This window comes from Streptococcus criceti HS-6 (assembly GCF_000187975.2).
GTDB lineage: Bacteria > Bacillota > Bacilli > Lactobacillales > Streptococcaceae > Streptococcus > Streptococcus criceti.
In genome coordinates this window covers 2,340,493-2,363,758 of sequence record NZ_AEUV02000002.1, presented here as the reverse complement: position 1 = coordinate 2,363,758, position 23,266 = coordinate 2,340,493, and the positions used below count along the sequence as shown (strand labels likewise).

General features: G+C 43.0%; 16 protein-coding genes. 11 read left to right on the top strand and 5 right to left on the bottom strand.

What is annotated here, in order from left to right; genetic code table 11:
• Window positions 1-91 precede the first annotated feature (91 nt).
• Together rnr and smpB are read left to right on the top strand one after the other, a co-directional pair.
• On the top strand, window positions 92-2,497 hold the full coding sequence (gene rnr / locus STRCR_RS10940; protein ID WP_004227462.1) for a ribonuclease R: 2,406 nt from the start codon (window positions 92-94) through the stop codon (window positions 2,495-2,497).
• Between the two features lie 267 nt (window positions 2,498-2,764).
• A complete protein-coding gene (gene smpB, locus STRCR_RS10935; protein ID WP_004228983.1) occupies window positions 2,765-3,241 on the top strand; it encodes an SsrA-binding protein SmpB in 477 nt (158 codons plus the stop codon).
• Window positions 3,242-3,300: 59 nt separating this feature from the next.
• Here the strand turns inward: smpB and STRCR_RS10930 are convergent, their stop codons facing one another.
• Window positions 3,301-4,053, bottom strand: coding sequence for a MurR/RpiR family transcriptional regulator (locus tag STRCR_RS10930; RefSeq protein WP_004229621.1), 753 nt, complete (start codon window positions 4,051-4,053; stop codon window positions 3,301-3,303).
• A 171-nt stretch (window positions 4,054-4,224) separates the two neighbouring features.
• On the opposite strand from STRCR_RS10930, the gene STRCR_RS10925 reads away from it, so the two are divergent.
• The 3 genes from STRCR_RS10925 to STRCR_RS10915 all read left to right on the top strand — a co-directional run bounded on the left by STRCR_RS10925 (window position 4,225) and on the right by STRCR_RS10915 (window position 9,268).
• A complete protein-coding gene (locus STRCR_RS10925) occupies window positions 4,225-6,084 on the top strand; it encodes a glucose PTS transporter subunit IIA (protein ID WP_004228758.1) in 1,860 nt (619 codons plus the stop codon).
• 705 nt (window positions 6,085-6,789) lie between these two features.
• Complete coding sequence (locus STRCR_RS10920; protein ID WP_004227818.1) at window positions 6,790-8,262, top strand: glycoside hydrolase family 1 protein; 1,473 nt, start codon at window positions 6,790-6,792, stop codon at window positions 8,260-8,262.
• A 109-nt stretch (window positions 8,263-8,371) separates the two neighbouring features.
• Window positions 8,372-9,268, top strand: a complete 897-nt coding sequence (locus STRCR_RS10915) for a hypothetical protein (RefSeq protein WP_420805024.1) — start codon at window positions 8,372-8,374, stop codon at window positions 9,266-9,268.
• Between the two features lie 323 nt (window positions 9,269-9,591).
• Here STRCR_RS10915 and gloA read toward each other — a convergent pair whose 3' ends face one another.
• Both gloA and STRCR_RS10905 read right to left on the bottom strand, forming a co-directional pair.
• Window positions 9,592-9,984, bottom strand: a complete 393-nt coding sequence (gloA, locus tag STRCR_RS10910; protein WP_040804697.1) for a lactoylglutathione lyase — start codon at window positions 9,982-9,984, stop codon at window positions 9,592-9,594.
• Window positions 9,985-10,063: 79 nt separating this feature from the next.
• Window positions 10,064-10,741: an NAD(P)H-dependent oxidoreductase gene (locus tag STRCR_RS10905; protein ID WP_004225815.1), complete on the bottom strand. Its 678-nt coding sequence runs from the start codon at window positions 10,739-10,741 to the stop codon at window positions 10,064-10,066.
• A 105-nt stretch (window positions 10,742-10,846) separates the two neighbouring features.
• Between STRCR_RS10905 and STRCR_RS10900 the strand changes: the two genes are divergently transcribed.
• Together STRCR_RS10900 and STRCR_RS10895 are read left to right on the top strand one after the other, a co-directional pair.
• Window positions 10,847-11,746 carry an ROK family protein gene (locus tag STRCR_RS10900; RefSeq protein ID WP_004225712.1) on the top strand — a complete coding sequence of 300 codons (900 nt, stop codon included), beginning with the start codon at window positions 10,847-10,849 and terminating at the stop codon, window positions 11,744-11,746.
• A gap of 105 nt (window positions 11,747-11,851) precedes the next feature.
• Window positions 11,852-13,393, top strand: coding sequence for a ClC family H(+)/Cl(-) exchange transporter (locus tag STRCR_RS10895; protein ID WP_004229250.1), 1,542 nt, complete (start codon window positions 11,852-11,854; stop codon window positions 13,391-13,393).
• A gap of 478 nt (window positions 13,394-13,871) precedes the next feature.
• Here the strand turns inward: STRCR_RS10895 and STRCR_RS10890 are convergent, their stop codons facing one another.
• Window positions 13,872-14,957, bottom strand: coding sequence for a M24 family metallopeptidase (locus STRCR_RS10890; RefSeq protein ID WP_004227825.1), 1,086 nt, complete (start codon window positions 14,955-14,957; stop codon window positions 13,872-13,874).
• Window positions 14,958-15,534: 577 nt separating this feature from the next.
• Here STRCR_RS10890 and STRCR_RS10885 point away from each other — a divergent pair.
• On the top strand, window positions 15,535-17,184 hold the full coding sequence (locus tag STRCR_RS10885) for a phosphoenolpyruvate carboxykinase (ATP) (protein ID WP_004226459.1): 1,650 nt from the start codon (window positions 15,535-15,537) through the stop codon (window positions 17,182-17,184).
• A 649-nt stretch (window positions 17,185-17,833) separates the two neighbouring features.
• On the opposite strand, the gene STRCR_RS10880 is transcribed toward STRCR_RS10885, so the two are convergent.
• The gene (locus tag STRCR_RS10880; protein ID WP_004225294.1) at window positions 17,834-18,787 is read right to left on the bottom strand and encodes an IS30 family transposase; all 954 of its coding nucleotides are present in this window, start codon (window positions 18,785-18,787) and stop codon (window positions 17,834-17,836) included.
• A gap of 269 nt (window positions 18,788-19,056) precedes the next feature.
• Between STRCR_RS10880 and ccpA the strand changes: the two genes are divergently transcribed.
• The 3 genes from ccpA to STRCR_RS10865 all read left to right on the top strand — a co-directional run bounded on the left by ccpA (window position 19,057) and on the right by STRCR_RS10865 (window position 23,266).
• Window positions 19,057-20,058, top strand: a complete 1,002-nt coding sequence (ccpA, locus tag STRCR_RS10875) for a catabolite control protein A (RefSeq protein WP_004225969.1) — start codon at window positions 19,057-19,059, stop codon at window positions 20,056-20,058.
• 476 nt (window positions 20,059-20,534) lie between these two features.
• Entirely contained in the window at window positions 20,535-21,992 is a 1,458-nt protein-coding gene (locus STRCR_RS10870; RefSeq protein ID WP_004228663.1) for an alpha-amylase, read from the top strand.
• Window positions 21,993-22,264: 272 nt separating this feature from the next.
• On the top strand, window positions 22,265-23,266 hold the full coding sequence (locus tag STRCR_RS10865; RefSeq protein ID WP_004228971.1) for an LTA glycolipid anchor biosynthesis glycosyltransferase, IagA/BgsA family: 1,002 nt from the start codon (window positions 22,265-22,267) through the stop codon (window positions 23,264-23,266).

Sequence of the window (23,266 nt, the reverse complement as noted above, 5' to 3'; positions counted from 1 at the left end):
GCTCCTTTTTTATAGAAAATTCCCCACAAAATCAAGAAATAAAGAGGATGAAAAGACAGTTCAAACAAACGTCTGGTCTGTCAAGAAAATTATGGAAGAACAAATTATTAACTACTTAAAAGAGCAAGGCAAATCCAGTGTCAATGATCTGGCTGCTGCTCTGGACATGGCTGGTTCACAAAAATTTCCCCAGTTGATTAAGGTTATCTCTCAGCTAGAGAGCAACAAGAAGCTTCGATTTCATCAGGATGGCTATGTCTCCCTGCGCAAGGAAGTTCCTAAGAAAAAGCATGAAATTACCATTCAGGGGGTCTTCCGGGCCAATAAGAATGGCTTTGGTTTCTTGCATGTCAGTGATGATGAAGAAGACATGTTCATCGGTCGCAATGATGTTGGATATGCTATTGACGGAGATACCGTTGACGTTGTGATCAAAAAGCCAGCTGACCGCCTCAAGGGAACAGCTGCAGAGGTGCGCGTTGTTGATGTGGTCGAGCGGGCTCTCAAGACTGTTGTCGGCACGTTCATCCTCGATGATGAACGACCACCGTATGCCGGTTATATCAAGTCTAAGAACCAGAAAATTCCTCAAAAAATCTACATCAAAAAAGAACCGGTTGCCTTAGATGGCAGTGAGGTCATCAAGGCCGAGATTGATAAATACCCCACCCGCCACCATGACTATTTTGTCGCCCATGTACGTGATATTATCGGTCATAAGGATGATGTGGGAATTGATGTGCTGGAAGTTCTGGAATCTATGGACATCGTGTCTGAATTTCCAGAAGCGGTAATGGCTGAGGCCGAAGCTATCCCAGATGCTCCATCTGAAAGTGACTTTGAAGGCCGTTTGGATCTGAGGGACGAAATCACCTTTACCATTGATGGTAAGGAAGCCAAGGACTTGGATGATGCGGTTCATATTAAGAAATTGCCTAATGGTAATTTTGAACTGGGTGTGCATATTGCGGATGTCTCTTACTATGTGACCGAAGGGTCAGCCCTAGACAAGGAGGCAGTCGCCCGTGGCACGTCTGTTTACGTGACGGACCGTGTGGTCCCAATGCTGCCAGAGCGTCTCTCAAATGGTATCTGTTCCCTCAATCCTAATGTCAACCGCTTGACCCAATCCGCCATTATGGAGATTAATCCACAGGGGAAGGTCGTCAAGCACACCATTACTCAGACGGTCATTAAGACAACTTTTCGTATGACTTATGATGATGTCAACCAGATGTTGGCTGGCAATCCCGCTGTTATCGATCAGTTCAAGCCCATTATGGAATCTGTTAGCCACATGGCTGAGCTCCATAAGATTTTGGTGGCTATGCGCATCAAGCGAGGAGCCTTGGACTTTGATCGTCCAGAAGCCAAGATTTTGGTTGATAATAAGGGACTGCCGACTGATGTTGTCGTCAGAGACCGAGGCACCGCTGAGCGGATGATTGAGTCCTTTATGCTGGCTGCCAACGAATGTGTAGCTGAACACTTTGCCAAACGTAAACTGCCCTTTATCTATCGAATTCATGAAACGCCCAAGGCTGAGAAATTGCAGAAGTTCATGGATTACGCCTCCCTCTTTGGAGTACCTATCTACGGCACGGCTAATAGTCTCGGTCAGAAGGCTCTGCAAGAATTTATGAATCGGATTGCAGGACAACCCGGACACGAGGTCATGTCCATGATGCTCCTGCGGTCCATGCAACAGGCCCGATATTCCGAAAACAATCATGGTCATTATGGCTTGGCGGCCGATTATTACACTCATTTCACCAGTCCTATTCGTCGTTACCCCGACCTGCTGGTTCATCGAATGGTGCGGGAATACAGCGATTTGACTGAGGAGAAGAAAGAACACTTCCAAGAGGTTATTCCAGAATTAGCTAGCTCTTCATCAGCCTTGGAACGTCGGGCTATTGATGCCGAACGGACTGTTGAGGCTATGAAGAAGGCCGAATATATGGCTGATCAGGTTGGACAGGAATTTGAGGCCGTGGTAGCTAGTGTGGTTAAATTTGGCATGTTTATCGAATTGCCAAACACTATTGAAGGTTTGGTCCACATTACTACCCTGCCAGAATTTTACAATTACAACGAGCGGACTATGACCCTGCAAGGGGAAAAATCTGGCAAAGTCTTCCGTGTTGGTCAGAAGATTAAGGTGCGATTGACCCGAGCAGACAAGGAGACGGGAGATATTGACTTTGCCTATTTGCCTAGCGACTTTGATAGCATCGAAAAGGTAGATAGACAGGCTAGAAAGGCCCGTGAAGAAAAAGCTAAGGAGTTCCGTAATCGTCAAGGTTCAGGCAAACGTCGCTTTGATAAGCGACAAGATCGCTTTGGCGACAAGGACAAGGCCGATAAGGGCAAAGGCAAGTGGGACAAGAAGCCGGATGATCATCGGAAGAAAAAGCCGGATAAACGCAAGAACCAGAACCGTCCCCATAACGATAAAAAAGGGCGGGAATCAGGCCGCCGTCGCAAAAAACGCTAAGAGATCCTTTGAAAATAAAATAGCAGGCTGTTCATTCACTTGGTCATAAGAGTAACAGTCTAAAACTGGCTGCGGTAGGCGTTTAACCAGTTGATAGTATTGGCCTTAAACAAGACAGAGAGAATCCCCTAAGACTCTTCATAATAATTGAGACCGAAGATAAAGACTTGCAGCATCTTGGGGGATGTCAACAAGTCGTTAGGACAACTCATTCTATGTTATCCTAACGAGATAAACATTAGCTGAACAATGCAAGAAAGGAGAAAAATGGCAAAAAAAACAACAAAAACTGACCCTGTTTTGGCTCAAAATAAAAAAGCCCGGCATGATTATACCATCGTTGATACCGTCGAAGCTGGCATAGTGCTGACTGGAACCGAAATCAAATCTGTTCGGGCTTCTCGCATCCAGCTCAAAGATGGCTATGCTCAGATAAAAGATGGTCAGGCTTGGCTGGTTAATGTTCATATTGCTCCTTTTGAGCAAGGCAATATCTGGAATCAGGATCCTGAGCGCACCCGCAAGCTCCTCCTTAAAAAACGTGAGATTAATCGCTTGGCAAATGAGCTTAAAGGAACTGGTATGACGCTGATTCCCCTCAAGGTCTATATCAAGCGGGGTTTTGCTAAGGTACTCATCGGTCTAGCCAAAGGGAAGCACGACTATGACAAACGGGAAACGATCAAGCGCCGAGACCAAGAGCGGGATGTCAAACGCCAGATGAAAAATTTTAATGCTAGATAAAAAGTTTGGAACCCACAAGGTCCCAAACTTTTTTAGTATTTAGCCTTCAAAAGGACTCCTTATCGCATTTCCTGATGAATAAGATTCAGCAAGATTTCGACAAAGATGGAGGAAATAGATTGAGGATTAATAATGGATTGCCTATTAATCGCACTGCCCGGCAGGACAATAGTATGTCTGAAAAATTTATCAATCTGTGAGTGATTATTGAGGGTGATAAGATAAGAATTTTGGGGCATATTATGCTGCAATGCTGCTAGAGCAGATCTGTAGTTGCCCATATCTCCTGACAGTGAGAACATAATTAAGGTATCTTCGTCCCGTATAATATTGGTCAGATGGGCTCCGCTGTTTAAGTCACCAGCAAAATAACTGGGGATGCTCAAATCCTGAAGTCCCATATGTAAAAACCTTGCTGGCAAGGACGAGTAGTAGATACCGAAAATATGAACCCGTTGACCGTTTAAAATGGCCTGAATAAGCTGGGTAACGTTATGTCGATCAACATTTTTAAATTGCCTAGCTAGACTGATATAATTATCAGTCATATCATCCAGAGAATCAAGGGACTCTTTGCGGTAGTGACGGTGGAGATAGTCGATGGCGTCATAACGAAAGTCTTTAAATCCTCTGTAACCCAGTGTTTGGCAAAATCGTTGTACAGCTGCCGTAGATGTATGTGAAAGATCAGCAATTTTAGTAATGGTGTACGTTTCCAGAGTATCAATGTGGTTAATAACATACTGGTAAACCTTTTGTTCAGTTTTAGAAAAATCCGAGCGGTGCTGTTCTATTTGTTCTAAAAAATTCATGTTAGTAAGGACTCCTGTAGCATTCATTTTACTGAGTTTTAAAGCAATTGTCAAAACTCTCGGCTTGTCATCAGAGCAAGATTGACAAGGCTTTCAAAAAAAGATAAAATCAATTTGTTAAAAATAATTTAATTTATCGATAAAATTATCAAAAGTTAGAGGGAGGCTCCTATGGACTATCAACAGTTAGCAGACAGCATTGTAAAAAATGTTGGGGATGTAGACAATATAGCCATCTTATCTCACTGTATGACGCGATTGCGTTTCAATTTAAAGGACGTTTCTAAGGTCAATAAGGAAGCCTTAGAGCAGCTAGAAGGGGTTATTGGTACGGTTTACGCTGGTGGTCAGTATATGGTTATCTTAGGGCAGCATCTAGTTCCAGTTTATGATGCCATCATGAAGACCTATGATATTAAGTCTGGCGGTGTCGTTGATGAAAATCTGGATGGCAATCTAGGAAATCAAGAGGGCTGGACTTGGAAAAATGCACCAAATAAGATTATCGGCTTTGTATCCAGTTCTGTTACCCCAATGATTCCTGCTTTGATTGCGGGTGGTATGCTGAAAGTCGCCTTAATCCTGATAACGACCTTTATCAGTAAAGATTTTGAAACCTCTTCAACTTACTTGTTGCTGTCAGCTATTGGGGATGCTCCTTTCTACTTTATGCCTATTTTTGTAGCCTACGGTGCAGCTACAAAATTGGGTGGGACACCTATTTATGCTATGGTATCGGCGGCAGCCTTATTGCATACGAATTTCACTACTTTAGTGACGGCAGGAAAGCCAATTGATCTCTTTGGAATCGATGTTCGCCTGCTGTCCTATGGCACATCCATGCTGCCAGCCCTGCTTATTGCAATTGTTGCCTACTATGCTGAGAAATATCTAAATAAGTTAGTACCTAGTATTTTCAAGGCCATCTTCGTTGGTATGGGAACGATTTTTATAGCAGGCAGTTTAGGCTACCTTGTCTTAGGTCCTATTGGTAATATTGTTGGTCAAGGTATTGCAGCAGTCTTCATGTTTTTAGACAGTACCGTAGGTCCTCTAGCCGTAGGGCTTCTTGCAGCAGTTTTGCCTTGGATGGTTATGGCAGGAATGCATACGGCGATCACCCCCTTCATGCCTCAATTGCTTTCTAATCCAGGCTATGATGCCATGCTTCGTCCAGCCTTTCTGATGCATAATATGGCAGAAGGTGGTGCCGTGCTTGGCGTTATTGGAAGAACCAAGGATAAAGTGAAACGCAGTGAATTTACTTCAATAGCTATTGGTTGTATTGTTGCCGGTGTGACGGAGCCTGCTATTTATGGTGTTAACCTTAAGTATAAAAAACCTATGTACGGTGTTATGGCTGGTGGTTTTGCGGGCGGTTTTGTTGCCAGTCTTCTAGGAGCCCGCGCATTTGAAATGGGCTACTCCAATGTGCTGGCACTGCCGATTTTTGCCAATACTGCCATGGCGGCTGTTGCTGGGATTATAGTCTCCATCGTTGTTGCCGCTCTTGTGACCTTCTTTATAGGAGTTGAAATTGAAGACAAACGCACTATCGAAACTGTTACAGAACCCGTGCAAAAGGTGGTGCCAGATGACGCTATATTAGCAGTTGCCGATGCGGAACTACTGCCACTTGAAAGAGTCAATGACGAAGTTTTTTCTCAAAAATTGATGGGAGATGGCCTTGCCTTTAAACTGGAGAGTGACTTTATCACTTCTCCAGTCAATGGTGAACTAACTACAGTATTTCCAACGGGACATGCTTTTGGAGTAACGCGGCCTGATGGTGTCGAAATTTTGGTGCATATTGGTATCAATACGGTTGAGTTAAAAGGTCAGGGCTTCGATGTTTTAACCCAAGCCGGAGAAACTGTTCGTGCTGGTCAGCCAGTAGTTAAAATTGACCGTGAGGCTATTGCTCAAGAGGGTTATGATACAACAACGATGTTGGTTATCGCTAATGCGAATGGTAAGGATATCACCCTTAAAACACAAGGTGAAGTGAAGCAAGGTGAACGGTTGAATTGAACACGGGCTGCGGCTTATGCAAAAAAGATAGTTTCTTTCTAGACGCAAGCGTCTTCGACGGACCTCCTATTTTTGCTTGATCCGCGTACGCCTTTAGCGACATGACGTTTGGTTAGTCGATTTTACTAACCAAACGAAGTTAGTGGGAGAGGTAGGCAATTCACTCTAGTGATTGGCGTTTGGTATCAAGTGCGAAGCGCTTAGATAACAAGCCTCTGCCGTATCTTGAGAATTGCGACACTTCGAACCTGCGGTCGATCATACCGAAGGTTTGAAGTTAGTAATTGGCATAGCAAACTACCATGGTAGTTTGTGTAGTAGAGCAAGACCTAAGGTCTTAGCGATCTTTGTCAATTGAACGCGCCTACGACTCTGTGAAATTAGACTCGCTTTCCTAGAATCTTAAGTGATTCTTCGTCAAGCTCCCTAAATTTCTTTGAGTCGCTTAACGGCTTAGTATCTTGTAAATCGAACCCGCCTACACTCCTGTGGAATTAGATAAATGTCGCTCGATTCTTAATGAATCGTCACTCCATTTCCTAAATTCCTTTGGAGTGCTTAACGGCTTAGTATCTTAATAATCGAACCCGGGCTGCGGCTTGTGCAAAAAAGATAGTTTCTTCCTAGACGCCAGCGTCTTCGTCGAACCTCCTATTTTTGCTTGATCCGCGGACGCCCTTAGTATCTCAATGTAAGGAGGAAGCTATGTCTTATCAATTACCTCAAGGTTTCTTATGGGGAGGTGCGACCGCTGATTTTCAGTATGAAGGCGGCTTTGGAGAAGGAGGACGAGGGCTTCTTTCTCATGATTTTGAAACGGATGGTTCTTTGGAGTCACCCCGTCACCATACCATGAGTATGCCTGATGGTTCTATTATTACACCACGTTCATCTTTCTTTTACGCAGATCCTATTCCTCAGGAAGCAGAACCTATTTTTCTAGATGATGAATATTATCCGAGTCACAAGGCTGTTGATTTCTACCATCATTATAAAGAAGATATTAAATTGATGGCAGGAATGGGCTTTAATGTTTTTCGTTTTTCAATTTGTTGGAGCCGTATTTATCCGACGGGAGAAGAAGCAGAGCCAAATGAAGAAGGGCTTGCCTTTTATAATGATGTTATTAATGAGATGGCAAAATATGGCATGGAACCCCTGATTACAATCTGTCATGATGAAATGCCGATGAACCTAGCACTGAAATACGATGGCTGGTCCTCTCGCTATGTTATTGATGCCTATCTTAAATACTGTCAAACGCTATTTGAGCATTATGGCGACCGCTGTCGCTACTGGCTGACCTTTAATGAAATTAATGCAGTCCGAGGTTTTGGTCCTTGCGGTACCAGAAACTCAACTGGACAGGATCGCTATCAAGCGGCTCACCACATGTTTGTGGCCAGTGCTAAAGCTGTTAGATTGGGTCACGATTTGATGCCAGACAGTCAATTTGGCGCCATGTATGCCATGAGTGAACTTTATCCTGCCACTTGTAAACCTGAAGATGTCTTTCACCGTCTGCAAGAATGCCGTGAAAATTGGTATTTTATCGATATTATGGGGCGTGGATACTATCCTAAATATAGCAAATCCCTTTGGGAGCGTCATGGAGTTGATGAGATCCAAATTGAAGACGGTGATGAGGCGATTTTGCGTGACGGTCAGTTGGATTTTATCTCTTTTAGTTATTATCGTTCGAACACGACTCAGGCAGGTGATGATTGGTTCAATGTAGGCGGATCTAGCAATCCCTATCTTAAGGAAACACCTTGGGGCTGGGCTGTTGATCCTCTTGGCCTTCGGCATGTCATGAATGAGATTTTTGATCGTATTCAAAAACCGCTCTTTATTGTAGAAAATGGTATGGGAGCTATCGATCAGGCTGATGAAGACGGCTATGTCGAAGATGACTACCGTATTAACTATCTGCGCGATCATCTGCAAAATATGGCTGATGCGATTAATAGTGATGGTGTCGACTGCCTTGGCTATACCATGTGGGCACCAATCGACCTTGTTTCCTTATCCACTGGTGAAATGAAGAAACGTTATGGCTTTGTCTATGTAGATATGGATGACAAGGGTCGCGGTAGCCTCAAACGAACCCCGAAGAAATCCTACCAATGGATAAAAGCCATTATTGCCTCTAATGGTGCTAAGTTAGCTGAAATGTAAGAAACTATCAGCTGGCTTGCTGGATGCTTTCTCTTTGGTCGTTGGTTGCAATGAGGAAATTGTTTCAGTGTAGAAACTCCAGACACACAGTAGGAGGACAAAAATGGCCATAAAACGTAAAAAATCTTTAAGATGGATAGCTCTCTTCTTCGGCCTAGCGCTTATTTTGGGCATGCTGTTTCTAATTTGGCACCCCAAAAGTGCAAGTGAAGAACCCCAAATTTATGGTGTGACCGTCGATGACACTTGGGATGGTGAGGTTTCTACCAAAGAAATTGTCAAGGCTCTAAAAGCCATGCCTGTTCGACCGACTGTCCGAATTGTGATGTCCAAGGAAAAAAGTCCTAAGGATTACGTTCCCCTCTTCAAAAAGATCGCACCAGTTGCTGATATCATGGCTCAGCCTGTTGATTCCTACGATATGAAGGCTTATCCCAACGTTTCTTCTTATCGCCAGCGCTTTCAAGAATCGCTGGACTGCCTCTCCGACTATACAACGATTTGGGAGGTGGGAAATGAGGTTAATGGAACGGACTGGATTAAACAGCGTCCAAAGCTCATTATGAACAAGGTTGAGGCTGCGTATGAAGTCGTTAAAGAGGCCAACCAGCAAACAGCGGTAACTTTCTACTATGAGAATCCTAAAGACCGTGATATGATGGCTTGGATCGATCATCATGTCCCTCAAAAATTAAGACAAGGGCTGGACTTTAGTTTTATTTCTTATTATGAAGATGATAACAAGGGCTATCAGCCAGACTGGAAGTCTGTCTTCCAAGTGTTTCAAGACAAGTTTCCACAATCTAAAGTAGGTATGGGGGAATGCGGCAATACAGCTGACTCAGCCACAACAGCCAGTAAAATAGCTATGATGCGCCATTATTACCGCCAGCCAGCTTATACTGAGCACTATGTCGGAGGCTATTTTTGGTGGAACTGGGTTCAGGACTGTGTTCCTTATGAGAATAACCGAGTTTCTCAAGAACTTAATCATATTTTAAAATAACAAAAAGTAAGATTGTACACAGTTTCGGTGAAACTCAAGGAATAAGGCAGTCTTTGATTTTGTTGGAATGATGGTGACTAAGAGTTAAATAAAGGGTCAAAATTAAATAATCATTGCCAGGAGGGGGACATGCCCCTCCACGGTAGAATGATGGTAGCTCATAAAATTTTTTCAGCTAAAATGGTTTATCAAGTCTATTTTACTGGAAATTTTATGAGTTTTTTTATTGCACTTATATGGTAAATTCTAGACAGAAAAATCCCCCATAGTTGGAAATTTTGGTATCCAACTATTGGAGACTTGTTCACCCTCGTTTTAAAATTTTATTTGCTATTAAACCTTTGTAAATCGATGACTTCAATCTTATACCCGTCAGGGTCAGTAATGAAGTAGTACATCTTAGGTTTATTTGGGAGTCCCTTGATGTCGGTGATGGTATAGCCAGCCTTCTCATGAGCTTGATGGGTAGCTTCAAGCTCATCGACCCCAACAGCAATGTGGCCGTAGCCATCGCCAAGATCATAGTCGCCGTGGCCGTAGTTGTAGGTTAGTTCTAATTCATAGTCTGGATCATCATCCAAGGCCATATAGACCAGCGTAAACTCATATTCGGGGAAATCATTGCGACGGACTTCCTTGAAACCGAGAGCTTCTTGATAAAACTTAAGAGAGACGTCCAAGTCTTTGACGCGAACGCAGGTATGCATAAAATTCATAAATGAGACCAAGAATAGACAAAACAGCAGTCAGTATACTGTAGCTGTCCATTCTGTTTCCTTTCTTTAATAATATAAATTAGTTTAGCCAAGTGATAACGTCTTCGCGTGGTTTGCGGGAGCGTGGATGCTTGGGATCGCGCAGACGGTAACCAAAGGAAACCATGCTGGCAATTCCTTCCTTGTCAGGATTAATAATGCCATGTTTGGTCAAGATGGCATTAACCTTATCGTAATCGAAACCTTCAATAGGGCAGGAATCAATCCCCATGAGGGCAGCCGAGGTCATCATATTAGCCATGGCTATGTAGGTTTGTTTGGCCGTCCAATCAAAGAGAGCGCGAGGGTTGTCAGCAATTTTCATATTGACTTCCTGAAAGGTCTTGTAAAGATCTAATCTGGCTGTCAAATCGGCTGGATCGGTCAGCCCTCGGCGTATTAAGCTATTTTTGATGGATGCACTATCGTAGCGGACATCCTTGTCAGCCAAAAGAAGGACAAAGTGACTGGCCGTATCCAATTGGTATTGAGCGCCCCAGGCAACTTCTTTGAGTTCAGAAGCCAACTTCTTGATGTGCTGCCGATCCAAAACGACAAAGCGCCAGCCTTCTAAGCCGATAGAAGACGGACTGAGCCAGGCAGTATCTAGGATGGCTTCCATATCGTTACGCGGAATCTCATCTTCATTATAGACCCGCACAGCCACCCGTCGGTCAAAGGCTTGTCGAATTTGTTTTTTTATACTATCAGTGGTCATCTGAGAGCCTCCTATCTATTGTGCCTTCATCATATCATTTTCTAAAAATTTCTGCTAATCTTAGGAAAAATTGTGATAAGATTAAACTAAGAAAGTGAGAGGCTTATGAGCATTTTAGCTATTGATTTAGGAGGAACGCAAATCAAGTCAGGCCTAGTATCTGACGATTATGTGGTAGAAGAGACATTTCCTCCACTGATGTCACCTGACAATTTATCAGACTGTCTGTCCTTATTGAATGTTCTGATTCAGCCCCACATTTCAGATATTTCGGGAATTGCCATCAGTGCACCGGGAACGATTGATACCGGTCAATCAGTCATTTACCATGGCGGTAGCCTTCCTTTTCTTCATGAATTTAATGTCAAGGACTACTTTGCCAGCACCTATGATTTGACTGCTTGCGCTATCAATGATGGTAAGGCAGCCGTCTTAGCTGAGTTGGCCAAGGGCAACTTAGAAGGCGTTAAAAATGGTGCTGCTTTGGTCTTAGGGACGGGTCTAGGGGGTGGCTTGATTATTAATGGCCAGCTCTACCAAGGCACGCACTTCCAAGCAGGTGAGCTAACCTTCCTGCTTCCCCCAAAGCTGGGGAAAAATGAGATCTTGGATATGCGTGGGGTTCAAGTCTCTGCTGTTGGTCTGATTGCTCGTCTGGCTGAAATTTTAAATCTAGACGATAAGAAAGATGGCCCAGCGGTTTTTCAGGCCTTGTCTCAGAGGGATAGTCGTATCTATCCACTTTTTGAAGATTATTGCCGTTATGTGGCTCTTACCATTCTAAATTTGCAGACAGCATTGGATCTTGAGCGCTTTGTCATTGGTGGCGGTATCAGTGCTCAGCCCCTCCTTTTAGAGGAAATCAATCGACAGTTTGACCGACTCAAGGCGGAAGTAATGCCTGTCAGGGCCGTCATCAAGCGTCCGGATATCGTCGCCTGCTGCCACTCTAATAATGCCAATTTAATCGGGGCAGCCTATCTTTTGAAAACTAAGATGGGTTAAGGAATTGAGGGGAGTTATCTTCCTTACGAGCTATTAGCCTGCCCTGCTCACGGGTTCTTTTATTTAGCTTAGTATAAAAAAATAATCACTTGCAAAGGAGTTATCATGCAAAATCAGCGGAAAGAATTTAACTATCTCTCTAGTTCAATTCTGATATCCGTTTTCCGAGGAATTTTGGTTGGCCTTTTTTCAGGTTTTACAGTCAGCCTCTTTCGCTACCTTATTACTCTAGTTTTCACCCAATTTCAAAAGGGGTATATCCTTGCGCACAAGTTTCCCTGGGTTTTGGTTCTGATTTTCGTCATCTACGTAATTTTTACCCTTATTATCGGTCATTTAATTGTGTCAGAACCTAATATCAAGGGTTCTGGGATTCCTCAGGTTGAGGCCGAACTCAAGGGCTTGATGAGCCAGAATTGGTGGCCCATCCTCTGGAAAAAATTCTTGGCGGGCGTGCTGGGAATTTCCAGCGGTCTGATGTTAGGACGCGAAGGTCCTAGTATTCAGGTAGGAGCTGTCAGCGGTAAAGGGCTAGCTCGTTATCTCAAACTCAGTAAACTTGAAGAGCGGACCCTGATTGCCAGCGGGGCAGCAGCAGGGGTGTCAGCTGCTTTCAATGCCCCAATCGCAGGTCTTCTCTTTGTGGTTGAAGAGGTTTATCACCATTTTTCCAGTCGAGTTTGGATAACGGCCCTATCAGCTAGTCTGACAGCTAATCTGATCTCGCTGAGAGTTTTTGGGCAAACACCGGTCTTGGCCATGCCAAGTAATCTGCCAACACCGCATCTGTCTAACTATATTATTTTCGTTCTGATGGGGCTGCTGCTGGGTTTTCTGGCTTATCACTACGAATGGCTAGTCCTGCGCATGGGTCTCTACTACAATCATCTAGGCAAAATCTTTCATCTCAGGCCTCAGCACTACAGCTTGATTGCTTTTGTTCTTATCATACCGCTGGGCTACTTTGCTCCTCAGCTCTTAGGTGGAGGAAATGCCTTCGTTCGCTCCTTGTCCTCCCTACAGGCTCCCGTCCTTTACTTCTTGGCTTTCTTCTTGCTTCGTTATTTCTACAGTATGATGAGCTATGGCTCAGGTCTACCGGGAGGCATCTTCCTGCCAATTCTGACGCTCGGTGCCTGCCTCGGTGCCTTCTTTGGCAGTGTCTTTCTCCAGCTGGGTTGGATTTCTCAAAATGAATTTCCGATTTTCATTATTCTGGGTATGAGTGCCTATTTTGGAGCTATTTCTAAGGCTCCTTTGACCGCCATGATTTTGGTTTGTGAAATGGTTGGTGATCTTCACCACCTCATGGCTTTAGGAACAGCGACCCTTATGGCTTATATCGTCATGGACTTACTGGGTGGAGCCCCTGTGTATGAAGCCATGTTGGAGAATCTGCTTGAGGGGGGGCATCCCCATGATGAGGATAGTCCGCTGACGTGGATTGAGGTACCGGTCTCCACCAAGATCGCCGGTAAATCTGTCTATCAGCTGGAGCTGCCCAAGGATGTCCTCATCACCAGCCAGCGGGAAAATGGCAAGAGCCATATTGTTTCAGGTGGCACGAAATTAATTTTAGGAAATGCCATCAATGTGGTTTTGCCAGAAGATAGGATTGACGAAGTCAGACATCTGCTCTTAGACTAGAGCGTTTGGTTTATCAGCACTGGAGTACCCCACTGTTAAACTAGCTTATACTGATCACTAAGATTGGGGTAGGTCGAAAGCCTTAATGTGCAACTGTCCTTGCTTAACAGATGATCCAAGCCAAAAAATCACCTCTGTTTAAATAAGCAGAGGTGATTTCATCTATAAAAGATTTGTTAGGAAGTCTAATCATTGAAAAGCGGCTGGGCAAAACTCTTGGCGCAGTGATTGGGGGTGAGTTCTGTCTCCTATTAACTAGTTTAGATAGAGCAGCTTGACGCAGCAGTTGATTGGAAGTCCTTATCTTGGGATGCAGTCTCATTTTCAGGCATCCCCTTAAACAGTCCACTGGACTGTTTAATTGCTTTTCGCAAGATATAGCGGCCTTCCTAATAGCTGTGAGGAGGTTGGAAATAGAAACCAAAATTTTCAATGTTTGAATTATTTCCCACGCTCTTTCTTGTAGCTAATTTAAAAATTAGAGCTCAAAATATTGTAATTTCTTAGGAGTTTGAGTAAGAGGGTTGAAGCCAGTTTTGGTGATATAGCCGCAGTCCTCAATCCGAACGCCGACCCTACCGGGGATATAGATACCTGGTTCAACCGAGAAGCACATGCCTTCTTGGATAACTAGATCATTGCCAGCCATAATGGATGGATATTCGTGAACATCCATCCCTAGACCGTGACCAAGGCGATGGTTGAAGTATTCTCCGTAGCCGGCCTTCTCGATAACCTTGCGGGCAGCGGCATCAACTTCGCTGGCAGTAACACCCGGTTTGATGAAGTCTTGGGCGGTTAATTGGGCTTCCAGACAGAGCTTGTAGATATCTTCCTTGAACTGATCAGGTCGTCCGACGGCGACGGTTCTTGTCATGTCAGAAGTATAACCTTCGCAAACAACACCTAGATCAAAGAGGAGAAGGGCATTATTTTCTATTGGGTTCTTGCCAGGAATACCGTGCGGATTGGCTGCGTTATTGCCAGTCAAGACTAAGGTATCAAAGCTCATCTGGCTGATACCTTTTTTCTTGAGCTCAAATTCAATTTGTGCCACCAAATCCATTTCGGTCCGACCAGCTCGGATATTGTCAAAACCAACCTTGACAGCATAGTCGGCATAAACCCCAGCAACCAGCATCTTATTAATTTCATCGGTTGATTTAATCAAACGCATTTCTTGGACATAGGGCGTGAGATTTTCAAAGCGTCCCAAGAAAACGGACTGTAAGCCGTTAAATTTAGTCACATTGAGATGATCAAATTCTACAAAGATAAACTTAGAGTCAATTCTTGGCAGGCTGAGGCGAATTTTTTGCCAAGGATTTTCAGCATCTTGATAGCCGATGACCTCGAAGCTGACCACTTGACGAGCCCGAGCGGCCTCTAGTTCAGGAACGAAGAGGATAGGCTCATTGTCGCTGTAGACAAAGAGAAAGAGCTGACGCTCATGGGGATCGCAGTCGAAACCAGTTAGATAATTGACTGTAACAGGGTCAGAAATAATAGCCAAACGCGATTGGTGCTGAGCAATATAGTTACGGATTTGATTGATTTTTGACATGTCAAAACCTCTTTTTCTGAATAAATTCTTGCCTTTATTCTTTCAAAAAATCCTCTAAATTGCAAGGGCTTACTAAAATTTTCCCCTAGCCAGAAAATTTCTGCCAGTTTTTTGCTCAGATTTGTGCTAAAATGAATCTAAGCAAACGTTTTCAAAAACGTTTAAAAGTGACTGGGAGTCGAGAGACTGGGCAAAACCTCGTCCAGTATTCTTGTTTTGAGATAAACTGTTATTACTGCAAAAATAGAAGGCTAGAATACTTTTTTCCCCAGCCTTAATGAACCCACTGCTGGTTGGTTTTCTTTTTGCCACAAGGCTAAAGCAGAAAATCTAAACGAATGTGATGAACATCGCTCATTTATTTCCAACCTTAAAAGGTCGTCCGGATCCAAACCTTACTCAGATTTTTAATCGGGAAATGAAGCGTGCAAAGCAAGTGTCAAAAATGGTCTGATGAGAGATCGTTTCAGATCACCACCTTAAAACCAGGACGTGGTGAGAACCAAAATTTTCAATTTGAGGTTGATCCCACTCCCCAGTCTGCTAAAAATACTTAGAAGTAATAGGAGGAACACGCATGGTAACACGTCGAGAATTTGCTGATGAGGAAATGCGGGCAAAGAGTCCCTATTTCTCTCCCTTAAAAACCGTGATTGAAACAGCTTTTTATGAAAATCACGTTAAGTCAATAAAAAGTTTGGAAGAGGCTTATCAGCTGGCTTCATCAGCAGCTGGGACAATCATTTTGGACATGCCAGTTATCCACACCAAGGAATTAGGTCTGCCTTCCTATGCCCGTGTACTTTTAACCAATTCAGGTGCAATAGTCGGTCGGACGGCTAGGGCTAGACGAATTTACGGGCGAAACCCGGCTGAAGACCAGAAGCTCCTCCCTCTTGTACGAGATGCTGTTTTACAGGCTAGACAGAGGACGTTCTATCGTTCGTCAGCAGTTGTCGGTCTAAATGAAGACTTTATGGTACGTGCCCACCTTATGGTTCCTGAAGATGAAAGTCCCAACCTCTATTCTTGGTTACTCAATTTCCAAATTTTGGATGAAACCTTTAAAAATCGTTTAGTAGACTCTAAACAATATAATGAAAATGATATCTTCATCTTCTTTGATCCAGATTGGTCTCACCCTGATTATCCGGAAGGTCTGGTTTATTTCGATGTGCTTCATAATTGTGCCATGATTTTAGGCCTGCGTTATTTTGGTGAACTTAAAAAGGCTACCTTGACCCTTGCTTGGAGCACTGCTGCCCGCAATGGTTATGTTGCCTGTCATGGTGGTTTAAAAATATTTCGTGATAAGACTGGCAAGTCTGAGAACGACTATGTCGCTTCTTTCTTTGGTCTGTCGGGGTCAGGGAAGTCAACCTTGACCCATGCTAAAAACAATGGCAAGTATGATATCCAGGTCTTGCATGATGATGCCTTTATTATTTCAACCAAGGACGGGTCTTCCATTGCCTTAGAGCCTTCCTATTTTGACAAGACCAATGATTACCCGACTGGTCATCGGGAACAAGATTATTTTGTGACTGTACAAAACTGTGGCGTAACGCTGGATGCCAACGGACGCAAAAAATTAGTGACCGAAGATATTCGCAATGGTAATGGTCGAACAGTCAAATCGCGCTATTCTACGCCAAATCGTGTTGACCGTATTAATGAGCCTATCAAGGCCATCTTCTGGATTATGAAGGATGACAGTCTTCCTCCTATTCTCAAGATTGACGATCCTGTTTTGGCTACCACCATGGGCTGTACCCTAATGACTAAGCGCTCTAATGCAGAAAATCTCTCAGGAGATCAAAAGGATCTGATTATTGAACCATTTGCCAATCCTTTCCGCGTTTACCCCTTGGTCGAAGACTTTAAGAAATTCTGCTCTTTATTTGAATCGGGTGTTGACTGCTATATCATCAATACAGGTCTCTATATGGGCAAGCCTATTCCTAAGGAAGTTTCTCTGGGTATTATTGAGTCCATTGTTGATGGTCAAGGAACTTTCAAACCTTTTGGTTCCCTGAGTGGTATCAACTACCTTGAACTGGAGAACTACCCAGTTCCGCCATTCGACCACCATTATAAGCAGTTAATTCGTGAAAGAATGCAAGTCAGACAAGATTTCTTGCTTTCCTTTAATCAAAAGTATCCCCACACCGCCCTGCCCGTCGAGGCCATTTCCAAGATGGAAGCTGTCCTCAAACATTTGGATTAGGATGTAAGCAGGCCGCATAATTAAAGAGGGTAGTGATAATGAAAGGACTAGCTTTTGTATTTACTTTTGTTGCTGCTACTTGCGCTGTTAACAGCTGATCAGCTGTAAAATAAAAATCGCTTATCCTAAGAAAAAATCGTTAATTAATTAGAAAATCATCTGAGTAGGGAAACAAATTAGATAGGAGATTCAAGTAAGTTATGGCCTTGTCTGTACATCTAAGGGATTTTCCCAACGCTGTCGAAGAATGTTTATCCTGATAGGCTTATAACCAGATGCGTTCAACTGATTGTTCATCATTAAAAAGTGGCTTTGTCCACTTTTTTGATTTTTAATACTCCGTTCAAATCCAAATTAGTACTGTATCGCTCATTGATGTGAAGAAGACAAAGTAAGTCTAAAACGCTTCTTTCTAGCGGTATTTTTAGGATGAAACGCCATAGGAAATTAAGACTGGCTATGTCAACGTAATTTCCAACCACTGTGTCAAATTGTTCTATCTAAAATAGTTAGCGCACAGAAGAACTTTTGTCGCATCTCCGCTCATTAAATTAAAAAGTAAATTCTTGAAACGAATTGAGTATGATTAAAAATTTTCCGAGCTTGTTTGCTTAAAATTTGAAAGGGCATACTAAATTTCAAGTTCAAGTTAGCCAGTCTGTAAAAACTCTTTAGGAGATTTATAATTGAATAGTTTCTTTGGATAGTTGTTAATCCAGTTTTCAATAAATGCGACTTGTTGTTGAGTCGCATTTTTGCTTCCCTTAGGCAACCAGCGCCGGATGAGTCTATTATGATTCTCATTAGTTCCACGCTCCCAAGAAGAATAGGGGTGGGCATAGTAGATATGAGCAGGGTCAAAAACTTCTGCTAAACGACTGAATTCAGCCCCGTTATCAGCTGTGATAGAGTTAATTTGATAATCCCTGAGGATTGCTTTCAGAGCTTGATTGACTGAAGACGTGGACTTATCGGGAATGAGTCGAATGATTTGATAACGACTCTTTCTATCCGTTAGAGTCAACAGGCACTCGTTTTTTGCCCGAGTTTGAATAACCGTATCAATTTCAAAATCACCAACATTCTCACGCTTGTTAATGCTTTCTGGTCGTTCCTCGATAGACTTTCCAGCTGGCTTAAAGTTGGGACTGGCATGCTTTTTCTTAGTTTTCTCCTTGCGAGGATAAAGCATGTCAGCTTTAGTCAATCCTAAGTGTCCATGATGAATCCAGTAGTAAATAGTGGAGATGGGAACAGGTAATCCTTTTGCCTTTACTATCATCTCAGGAGAATATTTCTGTTTGATGTAGTGAGTTATCTTTTCTTTGAGTCCCTTGGTCAGGGAGACTTGTTTAACAGAACGTTTACGATTGTTTTGATAGGCTTTTTGGGCGAAGTCAGCTGAGTAGATCACCTCAAATTTTCCTTTACGCACTTGTTGTCTAACCTGACCACGTTTGACTTCGTTGTGAATGGTTTGAGGAGCTTTAGCCAATCTCCTAGCGATTTCACGATTTGAGAGCCCTTCTTGAAGCCAACGTTCAATTATTCTACGTTCAGTTAGTGTCAAATGTTTACTTTTTGGTGTATAATAGTTTTGCATCTCAGAGTCTTTCTAATTGTTATTGTGGTGATTACAATTATATCTCTCTGAGATGTTTTTTGATACTCTTAGGTGGCTAACTTCATTTTAGAACTTTCCTTTGAAAGGGCATACAAAAATTTCAAAAAAACACTCCATAATTATTGAAAGTGTTTACAATATGTGATAATATAATCGTGAAAGCGTAATTTTCATGTAAATCTGTGGCTGTTTCCCTAATTTTTGAGACAGCGCAGAGCTGATTAATCTGATAAAGAGGGAGAGCTCACATGAATACTGATGATACCATTACCATTTACGACGTAGCGCGTGAAGCCGGCGTTTCCATGGCGACTGTCAGTCGGGTCGTCAATGGGAACAAAAATGTCAAAGAAAATACTCGTAAAAAAGTTCTTGAAGTGATTGACCGTCTGGATTACCGTCCTAATGCGGTTGCTCGTGGCCTCGCCAGCAAAAAGACCACCACAGTCGGGGTTGTTATTCCCAATATTGCCAATAGTTATTTTTCTATTTTGGCTAAGGGTATTGATGATATCGCCTCTATGTATAAATACAATATCGTCCTTGCTTCCAGTGATGAAGATGATGATAATGAGGTCAATGTCATTAACACCCTCTTTGCTAAACAGGTAGACGGGATTATTTTTATGGGGCATCATTTGACTGATAAGGTTCGTCTGGAATTTTCCCGCTCTCGCACGCCAGTTGTTTTGGCTGGTACTGTTGACCTCGATCACCAGTTCCCAAGTGTTAATATTGATGAAGAACAAGCGGCTAATGATGCTGTTTCAGATTTGGCAAAACGCCACAAAGAGATTGCCTTTGTCTCTGGTCCTCTAATTGACGATATTAATGGTAAAGTTCGTTTAGCGGGTTATAAGACTGGACTTAAAAATGCTGGCCTTAAGTTTCAGGAAAGCCTAGTTTTTGAAGCTAACTACTCTTATGAGGAAGGCCTCGCTTTGGCGAAACGAGTGCTCAATTCAGGAGCTTCAGCGGCCTATGTTGGAGAAGATGAACTGGCTGCTGGCCTACTGAACGGCCTCTTTGAGGCTGGTCAAACGGTGCCTGATGATTTCGAAATCATTACGGGCAATGATTCCCCAATTGTCAAGTATACTCGGCCCAACCTGTCCTCAATTAATCAACCGATTTATGATTTAGGCGCTGTCAGTATGCGGATGCTGACCAAGATCATGAATAAGGAAGAATTAGACGAGCACGACATCGTCCTCAATCACAGCATCAGCAAACGTGCATCAAGTAAATAAGTTACCTGATCGGTCCGCGGAGATTCTCATATCAAGAATAAGGTTGTCTGGCCATGAAGCTATAGCCCTAGCACGTTTAAATAGTATCAATGGAAGGTCTGCTTAGGCAGGCCTTTTTGAATGAACCTTGCGAGCTTTTTCTTTGAACAGATGACTGAGTATGCTAAACTAAAGACAGTAATACAAGATACAAAGCCGTTAAGCGAGTCAAAGGAAAATAGGAAAGTTGACGCAGATGCAGTAAGCATCTAGGAGACTTTATCTTTTTCCGCAGAGTCGTAGGCGTGTTCAATTATCAAGATACAAAGCCGTTAAGCGACTCAAAGAAATTTAGGGAGCTTGAGGAAGAATCCCTAAAGATTCTAGGAAAGCGAGTCTAATTTCACAGAGTCATAGGCGTGTTCAATTAAAAAAATTTTCGTGGGCCGGCCATAGAAGTGAGTGGCCGAAATCGTTAAACTAATGGGAGCAAAAAGATGAATGGTACTTTAATGCAGTATTTTGAGTGGTACCTGCCAGCAGATGGGAAACACTGGCAGCGATTGGAAGAGGATGCCCAACATCTTAAAGATTTGGGGATTAGTATGGTTTGGTTACCGCCTGCCTTTAAGGGGACGGGGCCGGAAGATGTTGGTTATGGGGTTTATGACCTCTACGATTTAGGAGAATTTGACCAAAAGGGAACAGTCGCAACTAAATATGGGACAAAAGAAGATTACCTCAAGGCAATCCAGACTTTAGAGAAATTAGATATTCGGACCATGGCTGATATTGTTCTCAACCACAAGGCTGGTGGAGATAAAAAAGAACGTTTCAAGGTTGTTCAGGTTAATCCTGAAAATCGTATGGAAATGGTCTCAGATATTTTTGAAATTGAAGCTTGGACCGCATTTGATTTTCCAGGCCGCAAGGATACCTACAGCGATTTTAAATGGCATTGGTATCATTTTACAGGCGTAGACTACGATGCCCTTAATGACCAACGAGGGATCTATATGATTCAAGGTGTCAATAAAGGTTGGGCCGACACCAATCAGGTAGACAATGAGAATGGTAATTATGATTACCTCATGTTTGATGATATTGATTTTGAACATCCAGAGGTCGTTGACCACCTCAAGACTTGGAGTAAGTGGTTTCTAGAGACAACGGGGGTATCAGGTTTTCGTCTGGATGCGGTCAAGCACATCAAGGCCAGCTTTATGATGGACTTCATCAATGATATCAAAAAAGAGGTCAAGCCAGATCTCTATGCTTTTGCAGAATATTGGAAGACGGATGCTCAAGCCAACTTAGATTACATAACAGAAACACAAGGCTCTTTTGATTTGGTTGATGTAGTTCTGCATATGAACCTCTTTGAGGCTAGTCAGCGGAAGGAAAATTATGATCTCAGTCAAATTTTAGAAGGCAGTCTCATGCAGAATGCAGAAACCTTTGCCGTAACCTTTGTGGATAATCATGATTCACAAAGGGGTCAAGCTTTAGAGTCTTGTGTGGAAGAATGGTTCAAGCCAGCAGCCTATGCCCTGATTCTCCTGCGGCAGCAAGGGCTGCCTTGTGTCTTCTACGGCGACTACTATGGTGTTTCCGGTGACTTTGCCCAGCAGGATTTCCAGCAGGAATTAGACAGCCTCCTCTATGTTCGTAAAAATCATGTTTACGGGGAGCAAATTGATTACTTCGATGATCCCAACTGTATCGGCTGGACCAATCAAGGCAATACCGATCATCCAGACGGCTCAGCTATTGTTATCTCTAACAAAGATGCCGATTCAAAGCGGATGGATATGGGTAAGTTTAATGTTGGTAAAATCTTTGTGGACATTATGGGCAATTGCCCAGACAGTGTTGAAATTGGTCAGAATGGCTGGACCGATTTTCCAGTTCAAGGCCAGTCTGTCTCGGTCTGGGTTAATCAAGCTGTCCTCTAGTAGAAAATATATGATAGCAAAAGGAGGCTGAGGCAAAAGTTCTCAGCCTCAATAAACACTGCTGGGGTTTTCCTTTTGCCGTAAGGCCAAAGCAGAAAACCAAAATGGATGTGATGAGGTGATGAGCATCGTTCATCTTATTTCCAACATTAACAGACCTTTTAAACGGTACAGGGGTGGAAATAAGAACCAAAATTGAAAATTTTGGGGCTGTTCCCACTCCCTTTTGGTGAGTCATGAATTTTATATCAAAATAGGCTATAATAGAGGTTATGAAAGTATTACTCTATTTGGAAGGTGAACATCTTATCGGAAAATCAGGGATCGGTCGGGCCATCAAGCACCAACAGAAGGCTTTAGAAATGGCAGGTATTCCTTATACGACCGATTCTAAAGAGGATGATTATGATATTGTCCACATTAATACCTATGGTCCCAAGAGCTTAGCTCTTCTCAATTCTGCTAAAAAGCAGGGAAAAAAGGTTATTGTCCATGGGCATTCTACCATGGAGGATTTTCGTAATTCTTTTATCGGATCAAATATAGTTGCGCCAGTTTTTAAGACCTATCTCAAGAAGATTTATCAGGCAGCTGATTATATCGTTACCCCTTCTGAATATTCCAAGTCATTAATCCAAAATTATGGGGTTACTACCCCCATTTCGGCCATTTCTAACGGAATTGATTTGCCCAAGTATCAGCCCAGTCCTGTCAAAGAGAAAGCTTTTCGCGATTACTTTGAAATTAAAGAGGGACAAAAAGTAGTGATTTCAGCAGGTCTCTATTTTAAACGCAAAGGTATCTTTGATTTTGTTAAGGTGGCACAAGAAATGCCAGAGGTTCGTTTCATCTGGTTCGGTAAAATTAATGAACTGGTGATTCCAGCTGATATTCGCAAGGTGGTTGAAAAGGCTCATCCCGCTAACGTTCTCTTTCCCGGCTACTTTAAAGGAGATATTTTTGAAGGGGCTATGAGCGGAGCGGATGCTTTCTTCTTTCCATCCTATGAGGAGACAGAAGGAATTGTGGTTTTAGAGGCATTAGCCAGCCATCAGGCCGTTGTTCTACGAGATATCCCTGTCTATAAAGGCTGGATTGATGAGACTTCTGCTGAGCTCTGTCACAATAACGATGAATTTGTAACCAGTCTTTATCGCACAATTAATAAAGAAGTTGACAAGCGAGATGCTGGCTATCAAGTGGCCACAACACGCTCGCTTGAAAATGTTTCTAAGCAGCTAGCAGCCGTCTACCAGAAGGTTATGGAGTTGTAA

Coding starts and splice junctions, on each gene's coding strand:
- rnr (WP_004227462.1), top strand. CDS start 92: ATGGAAGAACAAATTATTAACTACTTAAAAGAGCAAGGCAAATCCAGT.
- smpB (WP_004228983.1), top strand. CDS start 2,765: ATGGCAAAAAAAACAACAAAAACTGACCCTGTTTTGGCTCAAAATAAA.
- STRCR_RS10930 (WP_004229621.1), bottom strand. CDS start 4,053: ATGAATTTTTTAGAACAAATAGAACAGCACCGCTCGGATTTTTCTAAA.
- STRCR_RS10925 (WP_004228758.1), top strand. CDS start 4,225: ATGGACTATCAACAGTTAGCAGACAGCATTGTAAAAAATGTTGGGGAT.
- STRCR_RS10920 (WP_004227818.1), top strand. CDS start 6,790: ATGTCTTATCAATTACCTCAAGGTTTCTTATGGGGAGGTGCGACCGCT.
- gloA (WP_040804697.1), bottom strand. CDS start 9,984: ATGAATTTTATGCATACCTGCGTTCGCGTCAAAGACTTGGACGTCTCT.
- STRCR_RS10905 (WP_004225815.1), bottom strand. CDS start 10,741: ATGACCACTGATAGTATAAAAAAACAAATTCGACAAGCCTTTGACCGA.
- STRCR_RS10900 (WP_004225712.1), top strand. CDS start 10,847: ATGAGCATTTTAGCTATTGATTTAGGAGGAACGCAAATCAAGTCAGGC.
- STRCR_RS10895 (WP_004229250.1), top strand. CDS start 11,852: ATGCAAAATCAGCGGAAAGAATTTAACTATCTCTCTAGTTCAATTCTG.
- STRCR_RS10890 (WP_004227825.1), bottom strand. CDS start 14,957: ATGTCAAAAATCAATCAAATCCGTAACTATATTGCTCAGCACCAATCG.
- STRCR_RS10885 (WP_004226459.1), top strand. CDS start 15,535: ATGGTAACACGTCGAGAATTTGCTGATGAGGAAATGCGGGCAAAGAGT.
- STRCR_RS10880 (WP_004225294.1), bottom strand. CDS start 18,787: ATGCAAAACTATTATACACCAAAAAGTAAACATTTGACACTAACTGAA.
- ccpA (WP_004225969.1), top strand. CDS start 19,057: ATGAATACTGATGATACCATTACCATTTACGACGTAGCGCGTGAAGCC.
- STRCR_RS10870 (WP_004228663.1), top strand. CDS start 20,535: ATGAATGGTACTTTAATGCAGTATTTTGAGTGGTACCTGCCAGCAGAT.
- STRCR_RS10865 (WP_004228971.1), top strand. CDS start 22,265: ATGAAAGTATTACTCTATTTGGAAGGTGAACATCTTATCGGAAAATCA.